The 16114-nt window shown below is 74.9% G+C and carries 16 protein-coding genes; 13 read left to right on the top strand and 3 right to left on the bottom strand.

The genetic code is table 11. The features are described 5' to 3' along the window. Positions 1-113: 113 nt before the first annotated feature. Positions 114-791: a GNAT family N-acetyltransferase gene (locus tag LG396_RS18345; protein ID WP_225795547.1), complete on the top strand. Its 678-nt coding sequence runs from the start codon at positions 114-116 to the stop codon at positions 789-791. A 29-nt stretch (positions 792-820) separates the two neighbouring features. After that, positions 821-1417: a DUF6328 family protein gene (locus LG396_RS18340; protein ID WP_225795546.1), complete on the top strand. Its 597-nt coding sequence runs from the start codon at positions 821-823 to the stop codon at positions 1415-1417. Positions 1418-1426: 9 nt separating this feature from the next. On the opposite strand, the gene LG396_RS18335 is transcribed toward LG396_RS18340, so the two are convergent. Both LG396_RS18335 and LG396_RS18330 read right to left on the bottom strand, forming a co-directional pair. Beyond that, positions 1427-2377: a serine/threonine dehydratase gene (locus tag LG396_RS18335; protein WP_225795545.1), complete on the bottom strand. Its 951-nt coding sequence runs from the start codon at positions 2375-2377 to the stop codon at positions 1427-1429. 74 nt (positions 2378-2451) lie between these two features. Next, complete coding sequence (locus LG396_RS18330) at positions 2452-2880, bottom strand: ATP-binding protein (RefSeq protein WP_225795544.1); 429 nt, start codon at positions 2878-2880, stop codon at positions 2452-2454. A 242-nt stretch (positions 2881-3122) separates the two neighbouring features. Between LG396_RS18330 and LG396_RS18325 the strand changes: the two genes are divergently transcribed. Further along, positions 3123-3995: a helix-turn-helix domain-containing protein gene (locus LG396_RS18325; RefSeq protein ID WP_225795543.1), complete on the top strand. Its 873-nt coding sequence runs from the start codon at positions 3123-3125 to the stop codon at positions 3993-3995. Continuing rightward, entirely contained in the window at positions 3992-4255 is a 264-nt protein-coding gene (locus LG396_RS18320) for a DUF397 domain-containing protein (protein WP_037741318.1), read from the top strand. The genes LG396_RS18325 and LG396_RS18320 overlap by 4 nt, the downstream gene beginning before the upstream one ends. Here LG396_RS18320 and LG396_RS18315 read toward each other — a convergent pair. Further along, positions 4252-5409, bottom strand: a complete 1158-nt coding sequence (locus tag LG396_RS18315) for an 8-amino-7-oxononanoate synthase (protein ID WP_225795542.1) — start codon at positions 5407-5409, stop codon at positions 4252-4254. The genes LG396_RS18320 and LG396_RS18315 overlap by 4 nt on opposite strands. 145 nt (positions 5410-5554) lie before the next feature. Between LG396_RS18315 and bioB the strand changes: the two genes are divergently transcribed. The 9 genes from bioB (at position 5555) to LG396_RS18270 (ending at position 16078) form a co-directional block, all read left to right on the top strand. Next, a complete protein-coding gene (gene bioB / locus LG396_RS18310) occupies positions 5555-6694 on the top strand; it encodes a biotin synthase BioB (protein ID WP_225795541.1) in 1140 nt (379 codons plus the stop codon). Continuing rightward, a complete protein-coding gene (locus LG396_RS18305; RefSeq protein ID WP_225795540.1) occupies positions 6687-7991 on the top strand; it encodes an adenosylmethionine--8-amino-7-oxononanoate transaminase in 1305 nt (434 codons plus the stop codon). Before bioB ends, LG396_RS18305 begins: the two co-directional genes overlap by 8 nt. Positions 7992-8012: 21 nt before the next feature. Continuing rightward, entirely contained in the window at positions 8013-8759 is a 747-nt protein-coding gene (bioD, locus tag LG396_RS18300) for a dethiobiotin synthase (RefSeq protein ID WP_225795539.1), read from the top strand. A 22-nt stretch (positions 8760-8781) separates the two neighbouring features. Further along, complete coding sequence (locus LG396_RS18295; protein ID WP_225795538.1) at positions 8782-9444, top strand: class I SAM-dependent methyltransferase; 663 nt, start codon at positions 8782-8784, stop codon at positions 9442-9444. A 239-nt stretch (positions 9445-9683) separates the two neighbouring features. Further along, positions 9684-10466, top strand: a complete 783-nt coding sequence (locus tag LG396_RS18290) for an ABC transporter ATP-binding protein (RefSeq protein ID WP_225795537.1) — start codon at positions 9684-9686, stop codon at positions 10464-10466. 6 nt (positions 10467-10472) lie between these two features. Beyond that, a complete protein-coding gene (locus LG396_RS18285; protein WP_225795536.1) occupies positions 10473-13073 on the top strand; it encodes an ABC transporter permease in 2601 nt (866 codons plus the stop codon). Between the two features lie 87 nt (positions 13074-13160). After that, positions 13161-13589: a GNAT family N-acetyltransferase gene (locus tag LG396_RS18280; protein ID WP_225795535.1), complete on the top strand. Its 429-nt coding sequence runs from the start codon at positions 13161-13163 to the stop codon at positions 13587-13589. A gap of 57 nt (positions 13590-13646) precedes the next feature. After that, the gene (locus tag LG396_RS18275) at positions 13647-15068 is read left to right on the top strand and encodes a hemolysin family protein (protein WP_225795534.1); all 1422 of its coding nucleotides are present in this window, start codon (positions 13647-13649) and stop codon (positions 15066-15068) included. Continuing rightward, positions 15065-16078, top strand: coding sequence for a hemolysin family protein (locus LG396_RS18270; RefSeq protein WP_027744939.1), 1014 nt, complete (start codon positions 15065-15067; stop codon positions 16076-16078). Before LG396_RS18275 ends, LG396_RS18270 begins: the two co-directional genes overlap by 4 nt. Positions 16079-16114 lie beyond the last annotated feature (36 nt).

Genomic DNA, 16114 nt, shown 5'->3' with positions numbered 1-16114 from the left:
ATCCGTCCGAGGGCGGGCGGGGGCGGGTGGCGTACGGCCGGATAGGTTGGCCGCGTTCCGCCCGCCCGCGCTTCGAGGAGCCTGCCGCCATGTGTCCGCAGCCCGGTGATCCCGTGTCCGTGACCACGTCCGCGTACGGGACCGGCGGCCCGGACGGCGGCCGGCTCGCCGCGCTGCTGGCCGCCGCCGCCCGCGGCGGCTTCCCGCCGCCGGACGGGGCGGTCACCGTGCTGCCGCAGCCGTCGCCCCGGGACGCGGGCGTCATCGCCCTCACCGGTCGGCACGTCGTCTTCGCCGACGCCGACCCGGCCTGGATACGCGGCCTGCTGCCCGCCGGCGACCTGTCCGCGCCGCTCAACCCGCCGTTCCTCGCCGCCCTCTGTGCCCGCCTCGGCCGCGCGGTGAACAACATCGACGTCCTGCTGGCCGCCGACCCCCTGCCGGGGCCGCCGCCGCTCCCTGCGGCGGCCGACGGCGACGGCACCCACCCCCGGCTGCTCCGCGCCCTGCGGTACCGCGACGGCGTACGCGCCTGGGCCGTCCCCGGCGCCACCGTGCTCCTGGGCCGCGGCGTCGCCGGGCGCTGGGAGACGGCCGTGGAGGTCGAGCCGGACGCCCGGGGGCGCGGGCTGGGGCGGCAGCTCGCGACGGCGGCCCGGCACCTGGTACCGCCGGGGGAATCACTGTGGGCGCAGGTGGCACCGGGCAACGCGGCGAGCGTACGGGCGTTCCTGGCCGCCGGGTTCCGGCCGGTGGGCGCGGAGGCGCTGCTGGTGGTAGACGAGGAGTAGAACGGGCCGAGCGGGCAACCGGGAAGTGCATGGACCGAGACCGTTACGAGGACGAGGACGAGGACGAGGACGAGCGCGGTGACGGCGAGGGCGGCAGGGCCGCGCCCGCGGCGCGGACCGCCTCCCCCGAGGCGTACGCGCGCCGTGAGACCGCCCTGGAACGGGACGACCGCAACTTCGTCGAGCTGCTCCAGGAGCTGCGGGTGACGCAGACGGGCGTACAGATCCTGTTCGCTTTCCTGCTGACCCTCGCCTTCACCGAGCGCTTCACCGAACTGGACGCACTGCAGCGCGGCACGTACGTGACCACCCTGCTCCTGTCCGTGGCCGCCGCGGTGCTGTTCACCGCGCCCGCGGCCGTGCACCGGGGGCTGTTCCGGCGCCGGGCGAAGCGCCGCATCGTCGACGTCTCCTCGCGGCTGGCCGCGGCCGGGCTGGGCGTGCTGGCGCTCGCGCTGTCCGGAGCCGTGCTGCTCGTGGTGGACGTCGTCCTGGGGCGCGCGGCCGGCGTCGCGGCGGGCGCGTCGGTGCTGGTGTTCACCGCCGCCCTGTGGGCGGCGCTGCCGTGGGGCCTGAGCCGGGGCATCGCCGCGCGCGCGGCCCGGCAGGACGAAGGGCGGCGCTGAGCGCAGGCGTCAGAGCGTGCCGGGGTCGGTGTTCGCACCGCAGAGCACGACGGCCACCCGCTCGCCCGCCCGCGGCTTGTACGCGCCCGTGGTCAGCGCCGCCAGCGCCGTGCCCGCGGCGTGCTCGACGACGAGCCGGTGCTCGTCCCACAGCCGCCGCCGGGCCGCCTCGATGGCGGCGTCGGCCACGAGCACGGAGGTGGTGCCCGGCCGCTGCGCCCAGGCCAGCGCGTCGCGCGAGGTACGGGGCGCGCCCAGGGAGTCGGCGGCGACGGAGTCGACGGGGACGTCCACGACCTCCCCCGCCGCCAGCGCGGCGCTCAGCGCGCGGCAGTTCTCCGGTTCGACGGCGACGACGCCGATGCCCTGCGCCGCGGCGGCGGCCGCCACCCCCGCGTACAGCCCGCCGCCGCCGACCGCGACGACGACGGTGTCGACGCCGCCCGGCACGGCGGCGGCGATCTCCGGCAGCAGCGTGCCGGCCCCGGCGGAGATCAGCGGGTGGTCGTAGGCATGCGAGGCGAGCGCACCGGTCTCCGCCGCCATGGCGCGCGAGGCGGCCAGCGCCTCGCCGTAGGTGCGGCCCGTCAGCCGTACGTCGGCGCCGAGCCCGCGCAGCCGCTCGACCTTGAACTCCGGCGCGGTGGCGGGGAGGAAGACGTGCGCGGGGACGCCGTGGCGGGCGGCGGCCCAGGCGCAGGCGAGGCCGGCGTTGCCGCCGGAGGCGATGAGCACGCCGGCGTCCGGCATGGTGCCGGCGGCGGCGTGGGCGGCGGTGAAGTTCAGTGCGCCGCGGGCCTTGAAGGAGCCGGTGTGCTGGAGGAACTCGAGCGCGAACCACACCTCGGCGTCCGGCACCACATCGGCGCCAGCGAGCGCGACCGCGACCGGGCGGACCCCTCCGGCGATGCGCTGGGCGGCGGCCTGGACGTCTTCGTGGCTGATGGGCTGGTCGGTCATGCCTCCAGGGTGGACCAGCGGGGTGCGCGGACGCGGCCCGGGGGCGGGTCGGGGCGGGTGCGGGGGCCGGTGCGTCAGGCCACGGGCGCCGCCCGCCAGGGCAGGGCGATCCATACCGTCTTGCCGCCGTCCGCCGTCGGCGTCACGGACAGCCGCCCGCCCGACTCCGCGACCAGGCACCGGACGATGACCATGCCGCGCCCGTTGTCCTGCTGGACGGCGGCCGGCAGCCTGCGCGGCCGGCGCGGATGGCTGTCGCTGACGCCGACGCGCAGCTGTTCCCGTACGAGCGACATGCGCACCGTGAACGTCGGCGACTGGCCGCGGGTGTGCTGGACGGCGTTCGTGGCCAGCTCGGAGACGACGAGCCGGACGGTGTCCGCCGCGTCCGTACCTTCCGCGAAGCCCCATTTCCCGAGAATGTCAGTGACATATTTACGCGCCTGCGTGACCGAAGCAGCCTCACTCGGCAGCGTGACGGATGCTTCCTGCTGGTCTGCCATTGCGACGCCGTCCCTTTCGCACGACTGTGCCGGACTCAGACGCGTGCCTGGTGAAGTCGAGGACCGCTTCAGGTTGTTGTTCGCGCCACGGTGCCACCGATCGTGCCCGGCGCGCGAGTCCTCAACCAAGTTATGCATATATCTGTCGCTCGAAGCGGTGAACTATGCCGCGAGAGACTGTATTTGGGCGGCACACTGGCCACTTGTTACGCGTTCGGCCGAGCGGGCCCGGGAGGGGCGTCATGCGCAATGAGCCGGCGGTACGCCGTGCGAAGCTGGGCGCGGAGCTGCGCAGGCTGCGCGGCAGGGCCGGGCTGACCAGCGGGAAGGCGGCGGAGCTGGTCGGCTGGCACCAGTCGAAGATCAGCCGGATGGAGACCGGCACGTCGGCGGCCAAGGCCGCGGACGTCGCCCGGCTGCTGGACGCGTACGGAGTCACCGACCCCGGGCAGCGCACGCTTCTGGAGACGCTGGCCACAGCCCCGCGGGGCGCTCGCGAGTACCGCTGGTGGAGCGAGTACCGCGAGCTGCTGCCGGCCGAGTACCGGGACTTCATCAGCCTGGAGGCGGAGGCGTCCACGGTGCGCACGCTGGAGACCTCGGTGGTCCCGGGGCTTCTGCAGACCCGGCGGTACGCCCTGGCGGTGACCCGGGCGGCGCTCGCCGGCGCGGCGGCGCGCGAGGTGGAGTCGCTCGTGGAGGTGCGGATAGCCCGGCAGGCGGTGCTGCGCTCCGCGCGCCCGCCGCGGCTGCACGCCGTGCTCGACGAGGCGGTGTTGCGGCGGCACGTGGGTGGGCCGGGGGTGATGGCGGAGCAGTTGCGGCACTTGCGGCGGATGGGCACCCTTCCGCACGTTCGGCTCCAGATCCTGCCCTTTGCCGCCGGGGAGCACGTCGGCCTCACGGGACCTTTCGTTATCTTCTCCTATTCGCGCAGTTCTGATCTCGATGTGGTCGTTGTCGACCATTTGATGAGTAGCCTTCACCTGGAAAGGAAAGAAGACTTACGGGCGTATGTGGCCGCCTTTGCTTCGCTGCAGGCAAGCGCCCTTTCGCACGAGGAGTCCATGTCGTTCGTAGCCGCGCTCGGCGCGGGCGCAAAGGAGGCACCATGACCGCAACACCTCGGTACGTCTCCTCCAGTACGGCACTCGACGGCCTCCACTGGCGGCGCAGTTCGCACAGTACAGGGGCGAACAACTGCGTCGAGGCCGCCTATCCCGTGGGCCCGGAATCCGCCGGGCTGCTCGCCGTGCGGGACTCCACCCACGTGGAGGGGCCGGCGCTGCTGTTCCGGGCCGAGGCGTGGCGGGCGTTCGTCGCGGCGGTCAAGGACGGCGAGTTCGCCGCGGGCGCGCGCGCCGCGTACGCCTAGCGCGCGGGCACCGGGGCGGCGGGCGCGGTGCGTACGACCGTCGCGATGGCGGCGTCCACCTGCTCCTGCGTCAGGTCCGCGCGGGCGGTCAGCCGCAGCCGCGAGATGCCGTCGGGCACCGACGGCGGCCGGAAGCAGCCGACCGCCACCCCCGCCTCGCGGCACGCCGCCGCCCACGCCACCGCCGCCTCGGGCGCCGGGGCCCGTACCGACACCACCGCCGCGTCGGGACGTACGGCCGTCAGCCCGGCGGTCGTCAGCCCGCCGTGCAGCGCCGCCGCCACCCCCCGGGCCGCCGCGGCGCGGTGCGGCTCGCCGCGCAGCAGCCGCAGCGCGGCGAGCGCGGCGCCCGCGGCGGCGGGGGCGAGGCCGGTGTCGAAGATGAACGTCCGGGCGGTGTTGACCAGGTGCTCGATCACCCGCGCCGGACCCAGCACCGCGCCGCCCTGGCTGCCCAGCGACTTCGACAGCGTGACGGTGGCGACGACGTCGGCCGCACCCGCCAGGCCCGCCGCGTGCGGCGAGCCGCGTCCGCCCGCCCCGAGCACGCCGAGCCCGTGGGCGTCGTCCACCAGCAGCCCTGCGCCGTACGCGCGGCAGGCCGCCGCGAGCGCGGGCAGGTCCGCGGCGTCGCCGTCGACGGAGAAGACCCCGTCGGTGACCGCCAGCGCCCGGCCGGCGAAGCCGTCGAGCGCCTTGGCCACCGCGTCGGCGTCGGCGTGCGGCACGACGGCGACGCCGGCACGGGAGAGCCGGCAGCCGTCGATGAGCGAGGCGTGGTTGCCCGCGTCCGAGACGACGAGGGTGCCGCGGTCGCTCAAAGCGGTGACGGCGGCGAGGTTTGCCCCGTATCCGGAGGAGAAGACGAGCGCGGCCTCGAAGCCGCAGAAGTCGGCGAGTTCGGCCTCCAGCTCCGCGTGCAGCGCGGTGCTGCCGCTGACGAGCCGGGAGCCGGTCGCACCCGCGCCCCAGCGGCGGGCCGCGGCCGCCGCGGCGGCGGTGACCTCGGGGTGGCGGGCGAGGCCGAGGTAGTCGTTGCCGCTCAGGTCCAGCAGCCGGGCGTCGTGCGCGCGGGGGCGCAGGGTGCGTACGAGACCGGCGCGCCGCCGCTCCTCGGCCTGTGCGTCGATCCAGTCGAAGGCGTGACGGGGCATGCGGTTCCTCGGTTCGGCGGGCTGTTTCTGCACCGTAGTGCGCGCGGAGCCGCGCGGCGGTGTGGCGATGAGCACAGAAGACAGGGGCGGCCGTTGTGCGGTGCCCCATTGGCCCGGGCCGGTGCGGTGGGCGAGGATCGGCGCCATGGACCTGCTTTCGACGCTGGTGGACAAGGGGCTGCGGCGCGAGGCGCCCACCCGTGACGAGGCGCTGGCCGTGCTGCGCACCGCGGACGAGGACGTCCTCGACGTCGTCGCCGCGGCCGGGAAGGTGCGCCGGGAGTTCTTCGGCCGCCGGGTGAAACTCAACTACCTGGTCAACCTCAAGTCGGGGCTGTGCCCCGAGGACTGCTCGTACTGCTCGCAACGGCTGGGTTCCGAGGCCGGGATCCTCAAGTACACGTGGCTGAAGGCCGACCAGGCGGCCCATGCCGCGGCGGCGGGGGTGGCGGGGGGCGCCAAGCGCGTCTGCCTGGTCGCCAGCGGGCGCGGCCCCACGGACCGGGACGTCGACCGGGTCTCGGAGACCATCGCCGCCATCAAGGAGCAGAACGGCGACGTGGAGGTCTGCGCCTGCCTCGGGCTGCTCTCCGACGGCCAGGCGGAGCGGCTGAAGTCGGCGGGCGCGGACGCGTACAACCACAACCTCAACACCTCCGAGGCGACGTACGCGGACATCTGCACCACGCACGGCTACGAGGACCGGGTGCAGACCGTGCAGCAGGCGCAGGCGGCCGGGATGTCCGCCTGCTCCGGCCTGATCGCGGGGATGGGCGAGAGCGACGAGGACCTGGTGGACGTGGTCTTCGCGCTGCGCGCGCTGGACCCGGACTCGGTGCCGGTGAACTTTCTGATCCCGTTCGAGGGCACGCCGCTGGCCGGGGAGTGGGATCTCACGCCGCAGCGCTGCCTGAAGATCCTCGCCATGGTGCGGTTCGTCTGCCCGGACGTGGAGGTGCGGCTCGCGGGCGGCCGCGAGATCCACCTGCGGACCATGCAGCCGCTGGCGCTGCACCTGGCCAACTCGGTGTTCCTGGGCGACTACCTGACCAGCGAGGGGCAGGCGGGCAAGGCGGACCTGGAGATGATCGCGGACGCCGGGTTCGAGGTGGAGGAGGCGGGGCGGACGACGCTGCCGCCGCACCGGGCGGCCGGCTCCGCCGCGGAGGACGGGACCGCTCCGAGCGGTCCGCCCGCGGACGAGCCGGCGCGGGAGGCGGCCCGTACGGACCTCGTGGCCGTGCGCCGCCGCGGCGCCGGCACGGAACTGCCGCCCAATGCCTGAGCCGTTGCCGCCGCGGCGGCTGCTCGACCTGGACCGCGAGCACGTCTGGCACCCCTACGGGCCCATGCCCGGCCGGCAGGAGCCGCTGGTCGTCGACTCCGCCGCGGGCGTACGGCTGCGGCTGGCCGAGCCGGCGTGGGGCGTGGACGAGCTGGTCGACGGGATGTCGTCCTGGTGGTCGGCGATCCACGGCTACCGCCACCCGGCGCTCGACGCCGCCGCCCGCGGCCAGCTGGACCGGATGAGCCACGTGATGTTCGGCGGGCTCACCCACGAGCCCGCGGTGCGGCTCGCGGCGCGGCTGGTGGAGGTCACGCCGGAGCCGCTGCGGCACGTGTTCCTCAGTGACTCCGGGTCGGTGTCGGTCGAGGTCGCGGTCAAGATGTGCCTGCAGTACTGGCGTTCGCGGGGCCGCCCGGACAAGCGCCGGCTGCTGACGTGGCGCGGCGGCTACCACGGTGACACCTGGCAGCCGATGTCGGTGTGCGACCCGGACGGCGGGATGCACGAGCTGTGGTCCGGCGTGCTGCCGCGGCAGTTGTTCGCCGGACTGCCGCCCGCGGGCTTCGACGCGCCGGTGGACGGGGCGTACGAGCGCGAACTGCGCGACCTCGTGGCGCGGCACGCGGACGAGCTGGCCGCGGTGATCGTGGAGCCGGTCGTGCAGGGCGCCGGCGGCATGCGCTTCACCGCGCCCGGCTATCTGCGCGTGCTGCGCGAGGCCTGCGACGAGCACGGCGTACTGCTGGTGTTCGACGAGATCGCCACCGGCTTCGGCCGCACCGGCGCGTTCTTCGCGGCGGACCACGCGGGCGTCGCACCGGACGTGATGTGCGTCGGCAAGGCGCTGACGGGCGGCTATCTGTCGATGGCCGCGACGCTGTGCACCCCCGGGGTGGCCGAGGGGATCTCGCAGGGCGACGTTCCGGTGCTCGCCCACGGCCCGACGTTCATGGGCAACCCGCTCGCGTCCGCCGTCGCCCTGGCCTCCCTCGACCTGCTGGCCGACGGCGGCTGGCGGCAGGACGTCAAGCGCATCGAGAGCGGGCTGCGGGACGGGCTGGCCGGGGCGGCGGAGCTGCCGGGGGTGGCGGACGTACGGGTGCTGGGCGCCATCGGCGTCGTCCAGCTGGACCACCACGCGGACATGGCCGCCGCCACCCGGGCCGCGGTCGGGGCCGGGGTGTGGCTGCGCCCGTTCCGCGACCTGATCTACACCATGCCGCCGTACGTGACGGGGGACGCCGACGTGGAACGCATCTGTGCCGCCGTGCGCGCCGCGGCGGCGGCCGGCTGAAGGGGCGAGGGGGGCAAGTCGATGGGCAGCGTACTCGTGGTCACCGGCACGTCGACCGGTGTGGGCAAGACGGTCGTCACCGCCGCCGTGGCCGCCGCGGCGCTGGCGCGGGGCCGCTCGGTGGCCGTGCTCAAACCGGCGCAGACCGGTGTGGCACCGGATGAGCCGGGCGACGCCGACGAGGCGGCGCGCCTCGTCCCGGGTGTACAGGCGGTGGAGCTGGCCCGCTTCCCCGAGCCGCTGGCCCCGGCGACGGCCGCCCGGCGCGCGGGGCTGCCGCCGCTGACGGCGGCCGACGCGGCGGGGATGGTGGAGAAGCTGGGGTACGACTACGACCTGGTGCTCGTGGAGGGCGCGGGCGGGCTGCTGGTGCGGTTCGACGACGCGGGCGGCACGCTGGCGGAGGTGGCCCGGCTGGTGGCGGCTCCGGTGCTGGTCGTGGCCGCCGCCGGGCTGGGCACCCTGAACGCCACCGAGCTGACCACCGAGGCGCTGCGGCGCCGCGGCCTGGCGTGCCCGGGTGCGGTGGTGGGCAGTTGGCCGGCGGCCCCGGACCTGGCGGCCCGGTGCAACCTGGCGGACCTGCCGGCCACGGCGCGGGTCCCGCTGCTGGGCGCGGTGCCGGAGGGCGCGGGCGCGTACGGTCCGGGGGAGTTCGGCGCGGCGGCTCCCGGGTGGCTGGCGCCGGCGCTCGGCGGGCACTGGGACGCCGACACCTTCCGCGCGCGGCAGGCCCCCGGTGGCCCCGGGAAGGGACAATCGCACTGACCCCACTCGCCAGGAGGCCGGTATGCCGTCACCGCCGAGCGCCGCGAAGGACGCCGTGTACCACCCGCACTTCGCGCGTTTCTACGCCCGTCTCAGCGTCACCGCCGACGAGCGGGGCGGGGTCGCCGAGCTCCGCAAGGAGCTGCTGACCGGCCTGACCGGCCGCGTTGTGGAGATCGGCGCGGGCAACGGGCTGAACTTCGCCCACTACCCGCCCGCCGTCTCCGAGGTGGTCGCGATCGAACCGGAGCGCCACCTGCGGCGGCTCGGCGCGGCGGCGGCGCTGCGGGCGGGCGTGCAGGTGGACGTGATGCCGGGGACGGCGGAGGACCTGCCGCTCGAAAGCGGGTCGTTCGACGCCGCCGTCGCCTCGCTGGTGCTGTGCTCGGTCGCGGACGTGCCGCGCGCGCTGGAGGAGGTGCGCCGGGTGCTGCGGCCGGGCGGCGAGCTGCGGTTCTACGAGCACGGGCGGGCCGAGGGGCGGGTGATGCGGGCGGTGCAGCGGGCGGCGGACCGTACGGTGTGGCCGCTGCTGCTCGGCGGCTGCCACTCCGGCCGCGACGTGCTCGGCGAGCTGACCGCCGCGGGGTTCACGCTCGGCGCGTACCGGCGGCTGCGGGTGCCGGAGAAGGGGCCGCCGACCCCGGCCTCGTACCACGTCCTGGGCACTGCGCTGCGAGGCTGACGGCCACTGCGCCGTCCACAGGAGAGGGCCGTCCTCCCGCGGGAGTAGGGCGTTGTCCACAGGTGCCACCCGGGAGGGATGCGCGCGATTCCGCGGCGGCCTAGTCTCGCTGGCAGGCGGCGTGGACCCGATCGGTCGCGCGGCCTCGCAGCAGGTCCCCGCCGGGCGCGCACGGCGTGCGGCGGACCGACAGGAACGCGCACCCGGCGCCCGGCTCACAGCCCGATGGGGGAACGGCATTGTCCACACCGGCGGCACTCGACAGACGCGAAGCGGGACCGCCCGCCGGGGTCGCGGCCCGGGCCGGCGGGCTGACGAAGACGTACGGCAGCGGCGAGACGGCGGTCGTGGCGCTGGACGCGGTGGACGTGGAGATCGGCCGCGCCCGCTTCACTGCGGTCATGGGCCCGTCCGGCTCCGGCAAGTCCACGCTGATGCACTGCCTCGCGGGGCTCGACACGGTGACCTCCGGGCGGGTCTGGCTGGGTGACACGGAGATCACGGGCCTGGGCGAGCGGGAGCTGACGCGGCTGCGCCGCGACCGGATCGGCTTCATGTTCCAGTCGTTCAACCTGCTGCCCACGCTGAACGCGCTGGAGAACATCACGCTGCCCATGGACATCGCGGGCCGCAGGCCCGACCCCGAGTGGCTGGACCGCGTGGTCGGCACGCTCGGCCTGCGCGACCGGCTCGACCACCGGCCCTCGCAGCTCTCCGGCGGCCAGCAGCAGCGGGTGGCGTGCGCGCGGGCGCTGGCCTCCCGGCCCGAGCTGATCTTCGCCGACGAGCCGACGGGCAACCTCGACTCGCGCTCCGGCCTCGAAGTGCTGGGGTTCCTGCGGGAGGCGGTCGACCGGTTGGCGCAGACGGTGGTGATGGTGACCCACGACCCGGGCGCCGCCGCCCACTCCGACCTGGTGCTCTTCCTGGCCGACGGGCGGATCGTGGACGAGATGCCGCAGCCGACGGCCGACGCGGTGCTGGAGCGCATGAAGCGCTTCGACGGCGTCAGGAAGAGCTGAGGCGGCGTGCTCAAGGCGACTCTGCGCAGCTTCTTCGCGCACAAGGGGCGGATGCTGCTCTCGGCGCTGGCCGTGGTGCTGTCGGTGGCGTTCGTCTCCGGCAGCCTCATCTTCTCCGACACCGTCAGCCGCACGTTCGACCGGCTCTTCGCCTCCACGGCGGCCGACGTCGCGGTCTCGCCGAAGGAGGCGTTCGAGCAGAACCGCGGGTTCTCCTCCGGGCTGGTGCCGACACTGCCCGCGTCGGTGGCGGAGGACGCGGCGAAGGTGCCCGGGGTCGAGGACGTCCACCTCGACGTAGAGGTGGACAACCTCACCGTCACCGACGCGGAGAACGAGCCGCTCGGCCGGACCACCGGCCCCCCGACGATCGCCACCAACTGGTACGTGAGCGACCGCAGCCCGGTGGAGCTGTCGGACGGCCGCGAGCCGGCCGGCGCCGGCGAGGCCCTGCTCGACAAGGACACCGCCGACCGCAAGGACATCGGGATCGGCGACAAGCTCAACGTCATCGCGCAGCCCGGCACGTTCGAGGCCGAGGTCGTCGGCATCGCGAAGTTCACGACCACCAACCCGGGCGCGACGGTGGTCTATCTGGAGACGGCCGCGGCGCAGCGCCAGCTGCTGGAGAAGCCGGAGTCCGCGGACCCGGAGGCCGGGGACGCGGCGCCGGCCACGTCGGTGTCCGTGGACGCGGCGCCGGGGGTGTCGGACGCCCAGCTGAAGAAGCGCGTCAAGGAGGCGCTCGGCGGGGAGTACGCCGTGCAGACCGCCGATGAGCAGGCGAAGTCGGCGGCGGAGGAGCTGGGCACGTTCCTCGACATCATCAAGTACGTAATGCTCGGCTTCGCCGGGATCGCCGTGCTGGTCGGCATCTTCCTCATCGTCAACACGTTCTCGATGCTCATCGCGCAGCGCACCCGCGAGCTGGGGCTCATGCGCGCGCTCGGCGCGGACCGGCGGCAGGTCCGCCGCTCGGTGCTCACCGAGGCGCTGCTGCTCGGTCTGGCGGGCTCCACGCTCGGCCTGCTCAGCGGCATCGGGCTCGCCGCGGGGCTCATCGAGACGATGGGCCTGCTGGGGATGAACCTGGACGCCGCCGAGATGGTCGTGAGCTGGCTGACGCCGGTCCTCGCGTACGCGGTGGGCGTGGGCGTCACGTTCGTCGCGGCGTACCTGCCGGCCCGGCGCGCGGCGCGGGTCTCCCCCATGGCGGCGCTCGCCGACCTGGAGATCGCGGAGGTCGGCCGGCCGATGCGGGTCCGGGCGGTGCTCGGCTCGGTCCTCGGGGTCCTCGGGGCGGCGTCGTTCGTCCTGTGCGCCACGGCGGACCGGACCCGGGACTCCGCCGTGTACCTGGTGGGCGGCGTGGTGCTGACCATGCTCGCCGTGGTGGCGGCCGGCCCGCTGCTGGTCCGGCCGGTGATCCGGGTGCTGGGCGGCTGGTTCCCCCGCATCTTCGGCTCGGTCGGCGCCCTCAGCCAGCGCAACGCGCTGCGCAACCCGCGGCGCACCGGCGCGACGGCCGTGGCGCTGATGGTGGGCCTGGCCCTGGTCGGCGGCATGTCGGTGGCCGCCGCGTCCATGACGAAATCCTTCGACGAGGAGATCGACCGGACGCTGGGCGCCGACTTCCTCGTGCAGAGCGACAACTTCGGCCCGTTCCCCCGCGAGGTCACCGAGCGGGTCAAGGATGCGGAGGGCGTGGGCCTCGTGGTCCGCCAGCGGTTCGCGCCACTGCGGGTGACGCTGCCCGACGGCGAGAAGACCAGCACCAGCGCGGGCGCCTTCGACAAGGAGCTGGACAAGGTCAGCCGGCTGGAGTACGCGGAGGGCGACACCGGTGCCGCGCTCGCGCCCGGGCACGTGGGCCTCCAGCGGCAGTTCGCCCGCGACCACGGCATACGTATCGGCAGCACGCTTGAGGTGGAGTTCTCCAACGGCAAGAAGGCGGAGCTGACCGTCGGGGCGCTCACCAAGCAGGAGACCAGCGGCGGGTTCGGCGCGGCGGGCGGCTTCTTCCTGGGCATGCAGACCCTGGAGGAGTACCTGCCCGGCGGCCAGGAGGCGGTCGTCTTCGTCAACGCCGCCGGCGGCACCGACGTCGACCGGCTGCGCGCGTCGCTGGAGAGCGGCCTCGCGGACTTCCCGCAGGTGAAGGTGCGCGACCAGGCCGATTTCAAGGAGCTGATCCGGGAGCAGATCGTCGTGCTGCTCTACTTGGTCTTCGCGCTGCTGGGGCTGGCGATCGTCATCGCGGTGCTGGGCGTGGTGAACACGCTGGCGCTGTCGGTGGTGGAGCGGACCAGGGAGATCGGCATGCTGCGGGCCATCGGGCTGTCCAGACGCCAGACGCGGCGGATGATCCGGCTGGAGTCCGTCGTGATCGCCGTGTTCGGCGCGCTGCTCGGCCTCGTGCTGGGCCTGGCGTGGGGCGCGGGGGTACACGAGGTGCTGGCGCTGGAGGGCATGCGCGCCTTCGCGATCGACTGGACGGTGCAGCTGGCCGTGGTGATCGGGTCGGTGCTGGTCGGCCTGCTGGCCGCCCTGCTGCCGGCGCTGCGGGCGTCCCGGCTCAACGTCCTGGCGGCCATCGCGCACGAGTGACCGCGGGCGGGCCGCCGGGCTGCCGCGGCCAGGGCGCATGCCGAATCCGGTCGACGCGGGCGGGGCCGCGGTGATGGGATGCCGGGCATGGACGATCTCCACATCCGGGCCGCGGCGCCCGCGGACGTACCGGCGGTGCTCGCGTTCTGGCAGACGGCGGCGGAGGGCACGTCCGTCAGCGACGACGAGGCGGGCGTCCTCGGGCTGCTGGAGCGCGACCCGGGCGCGCTGCTGCTGGCCGAGCGCGGCGGGGAGCTGGCGGGCACCGTCATCGCCGGGTTCGACGGCTGGCGCTGCCACCTGTACCGGCTGGCCGTGCACCCCGGCCACCGGCGCCGCGGGGTCGGCACGGCGCTGCTGGCCGCGGCGGAGCGGCGGTTCGCCGCCTTCGGCGGCCGGCGCGCGGACGCGATGGTGCTGACCCGCAACGAGCGGGCACACCACGCGTGGCACGCCGGGGGCTACGAGCACCAGGAGCAGTGGAGGCGCTGGGTCAAGCCGCTCGCCGCCGGCTGACCGCCGTCGCCGCGCGACCGCCGCGACCCTGCGTGATCATGAGACGGAGGTGACCCGATGACCGAGGTGCTGCTGCTGGCCCTGGCCCTGGCGCTCTGCCTGGCCTGCGGGCTGTTCGTGGCCGCCGAGTTCTCGCTGACGACGGTGGAGCGGGCCGAGCTGGAGCGGGCCGTGGACCGCGGCGAGCGCGGCGCGGCCGGCGCCCTGGCGGCCGTACGCAGCCTGACCTTCCAGCTCTCCGGCGCGCAGCTCGGCATCACCGTCACCAACCTCGTCGTCGGCATGCTCGCCGAGCCGTCCGTCGCGGCCCTCCTCCACAGCCCGCTGCGGGCGGCGGGCGTACCGGACTCGGCCACCTCCAGCGTCGCGCTCGTGCTGGGCACGGCGCTGTCGACCGTCGTGCTCATGGTCGTCGGCGAGCTGGTGCCGAAGAACTGGGCCATCTCCCGCCCGCTGGTCATGGCCAAGAACGTCGCGGCCTTCCAGCGCACGTTCAGCGCCGTCTTCCGCCCGTTCATCGGCCACCTGAACAACACCGCCAACCGGGTGCTGCGGCTGATGGGCCTGGAGCCGGCCGAGGAGCTGGCCTCCGCCCGCAGCCCGCAGGAACTCGCCGCGCTGGCCCGGCACTCGGCGAAGAAGGGCTCGCTGGAGGCCGACACCGCCGAGCTGTTCGTCCGTACCCTCGGGCTCGCGGAGCTGACGGCGGAGAACGTGATGACGCCCAGGATGCAGGTCGTCGCGCTGGAGGCGGACGCCACCGTCGGCGACGTCGTCGACGCCTCCCGCGCCACCGGCCTGTCCCGCTTCCCCGTCTACCGCGGCAATCTCGACACCGTCCTCGGCTACGTGCACGTCAAGGACGTGCTCGGCATCCCCGCGGACCGCCGCGCCCGCCACCCGCTGACCCGGCTGCTGCGGGAGCCGGTGCCGGTGCCCGAGACGCTGCCCGTCGACCACCTGATGGACCGGCTGACGGACAAGCGGTCCATGGCGGTCGTGATCGACGAGTACGGCGGCACCGCCGGGGTGGTCACGATGGAGGACGTCGTGGAGGAGGTCATCGGCCAGGTGCGGGACGAGCACGACCCGCTGGAGACGCCCGACCTGCTGCCCAGCGGCGCGGCCCCGGACGGCCGGATGCTCTTCGACGCCGACGGCGGGGTGCGCCCCGACCAGCTCGCGGAGATCGGGCTGCGGGTGCCGGAGGGCCCGTACGAGACGCTGGCCGGGCTCATCGCCACCGAGCTGGGCCGCATCCCCGTCGACGGGGACGCGCTGGACGTCGGCGGCTGGCGGCTGGACGTCGTGGACGCGACCGGGCGGCGCGCGGCGCGCGTCCTGCTGCACGCCCCGCCGCCGGGCGCGGAGGCCGACGACGCCGACGGCTCCGGCGGCCCGGACGGCCCGGGCGGCGGCAGCAGCAGGGGCAGGGGCAGGGGCGGCGCGACCGCCGCCGGAAGGGGGGAGGACGGATGACCGCCGTCCAGTTGCTCGTCGGCCTGCTGACGCTGGTGCTCAACGCCTTCTTCGTGGGCGCGGAGTTCGCACTCATCTCGGTACGGCGCAGCCAGATCGAGCCGTACGCGCAGGACGGCGACCGCCGGGCGCGCCGCGTGATCTGGGGCCTGGAGCACGTCTCCACGCTGATGGCGTCGGCCCAGCTCGGCATCACGCTGTGCACGCTGGTCCTCGGCGTCGTCGCCGAGCCGGCCATCGCGCACCTGCTGGAGCCGCTCTTCGACGCGGTGGGGGTGCCGCACGGGCTGGTGCACCCGATCTCGTTCGCCATCGCCCTGGCCGTGGCCACATACCTGCACATGCTGCTCGGCGAGATGGTGCCGAAGAACGTGGCGCTGGCCGACCCGGTGCGCTCCGCGCTGCTGCTGGGCCCGCCGCTGGTCGCGCTCACCCGCGCGCTGCGCCCCGTCGTCTTCACCGTCAACGCCTTCGCCAACGCGCTGCTGCGGCTGCTGCGCGTGCAGACCCGCGACGAGGTCGCCGCGTCGTTCTCCGACGCCGACCTGGCCCGGATGGTGGCGGACTCCGCCGAGGCCGCGCTGCTCGACGACCGCTCCGCCGAGCGGCTGCGGGACTCGCTGGAGCTGGGCCGCCGCCCCGTGGGCGACGTGGTGGTGCCCACGGGGCACGTGGTGACCGCGCACGTCGGCGTCACCCCGGAGGCGCTGGAGGCGCTGGCCGTGGCCTCGGGCTTCTCCCGCTTCCCGGTGGTGGACGACAGCCGCAGGATCCTGGGCTATCTGCACGTCAAGGACGCACTCGGCGCAGCCGACCGCGAGACGCCCTACCCGCGTACGGCCATGCGCCGCATCGCCCGGGTGCGCGCGAGCGCGCCGCTGGACGACGTGCTGACCGCCATGCGCCGCAGCCGCACCCACCTGGCCGCGGTGACCGACGAGGAGGACCGGGTGACGGGGCTGGTGACCATGGAGGACGTGCTCCGCGAGCTGGTCGGCAGCCGGTCCTGACCTGCGGCCCGGCCGCGGCGGGGCGGGCCCGCGGCG

Origin of the sequence: Streptomyces aculeolatus (genome assembly GCF_020400605.1) — a bacterium.
GTDB classification, from domain to species: domain Bacteria; phylum Actinomycetota; class Actinomycetes; order Streptomycetales; family Streptomycetaceae; genus Streptomyces; species Streptomyces aculeolatus.
This window is presented reverse-complemented; position numbering and strand designations above follow the sequence as displayed.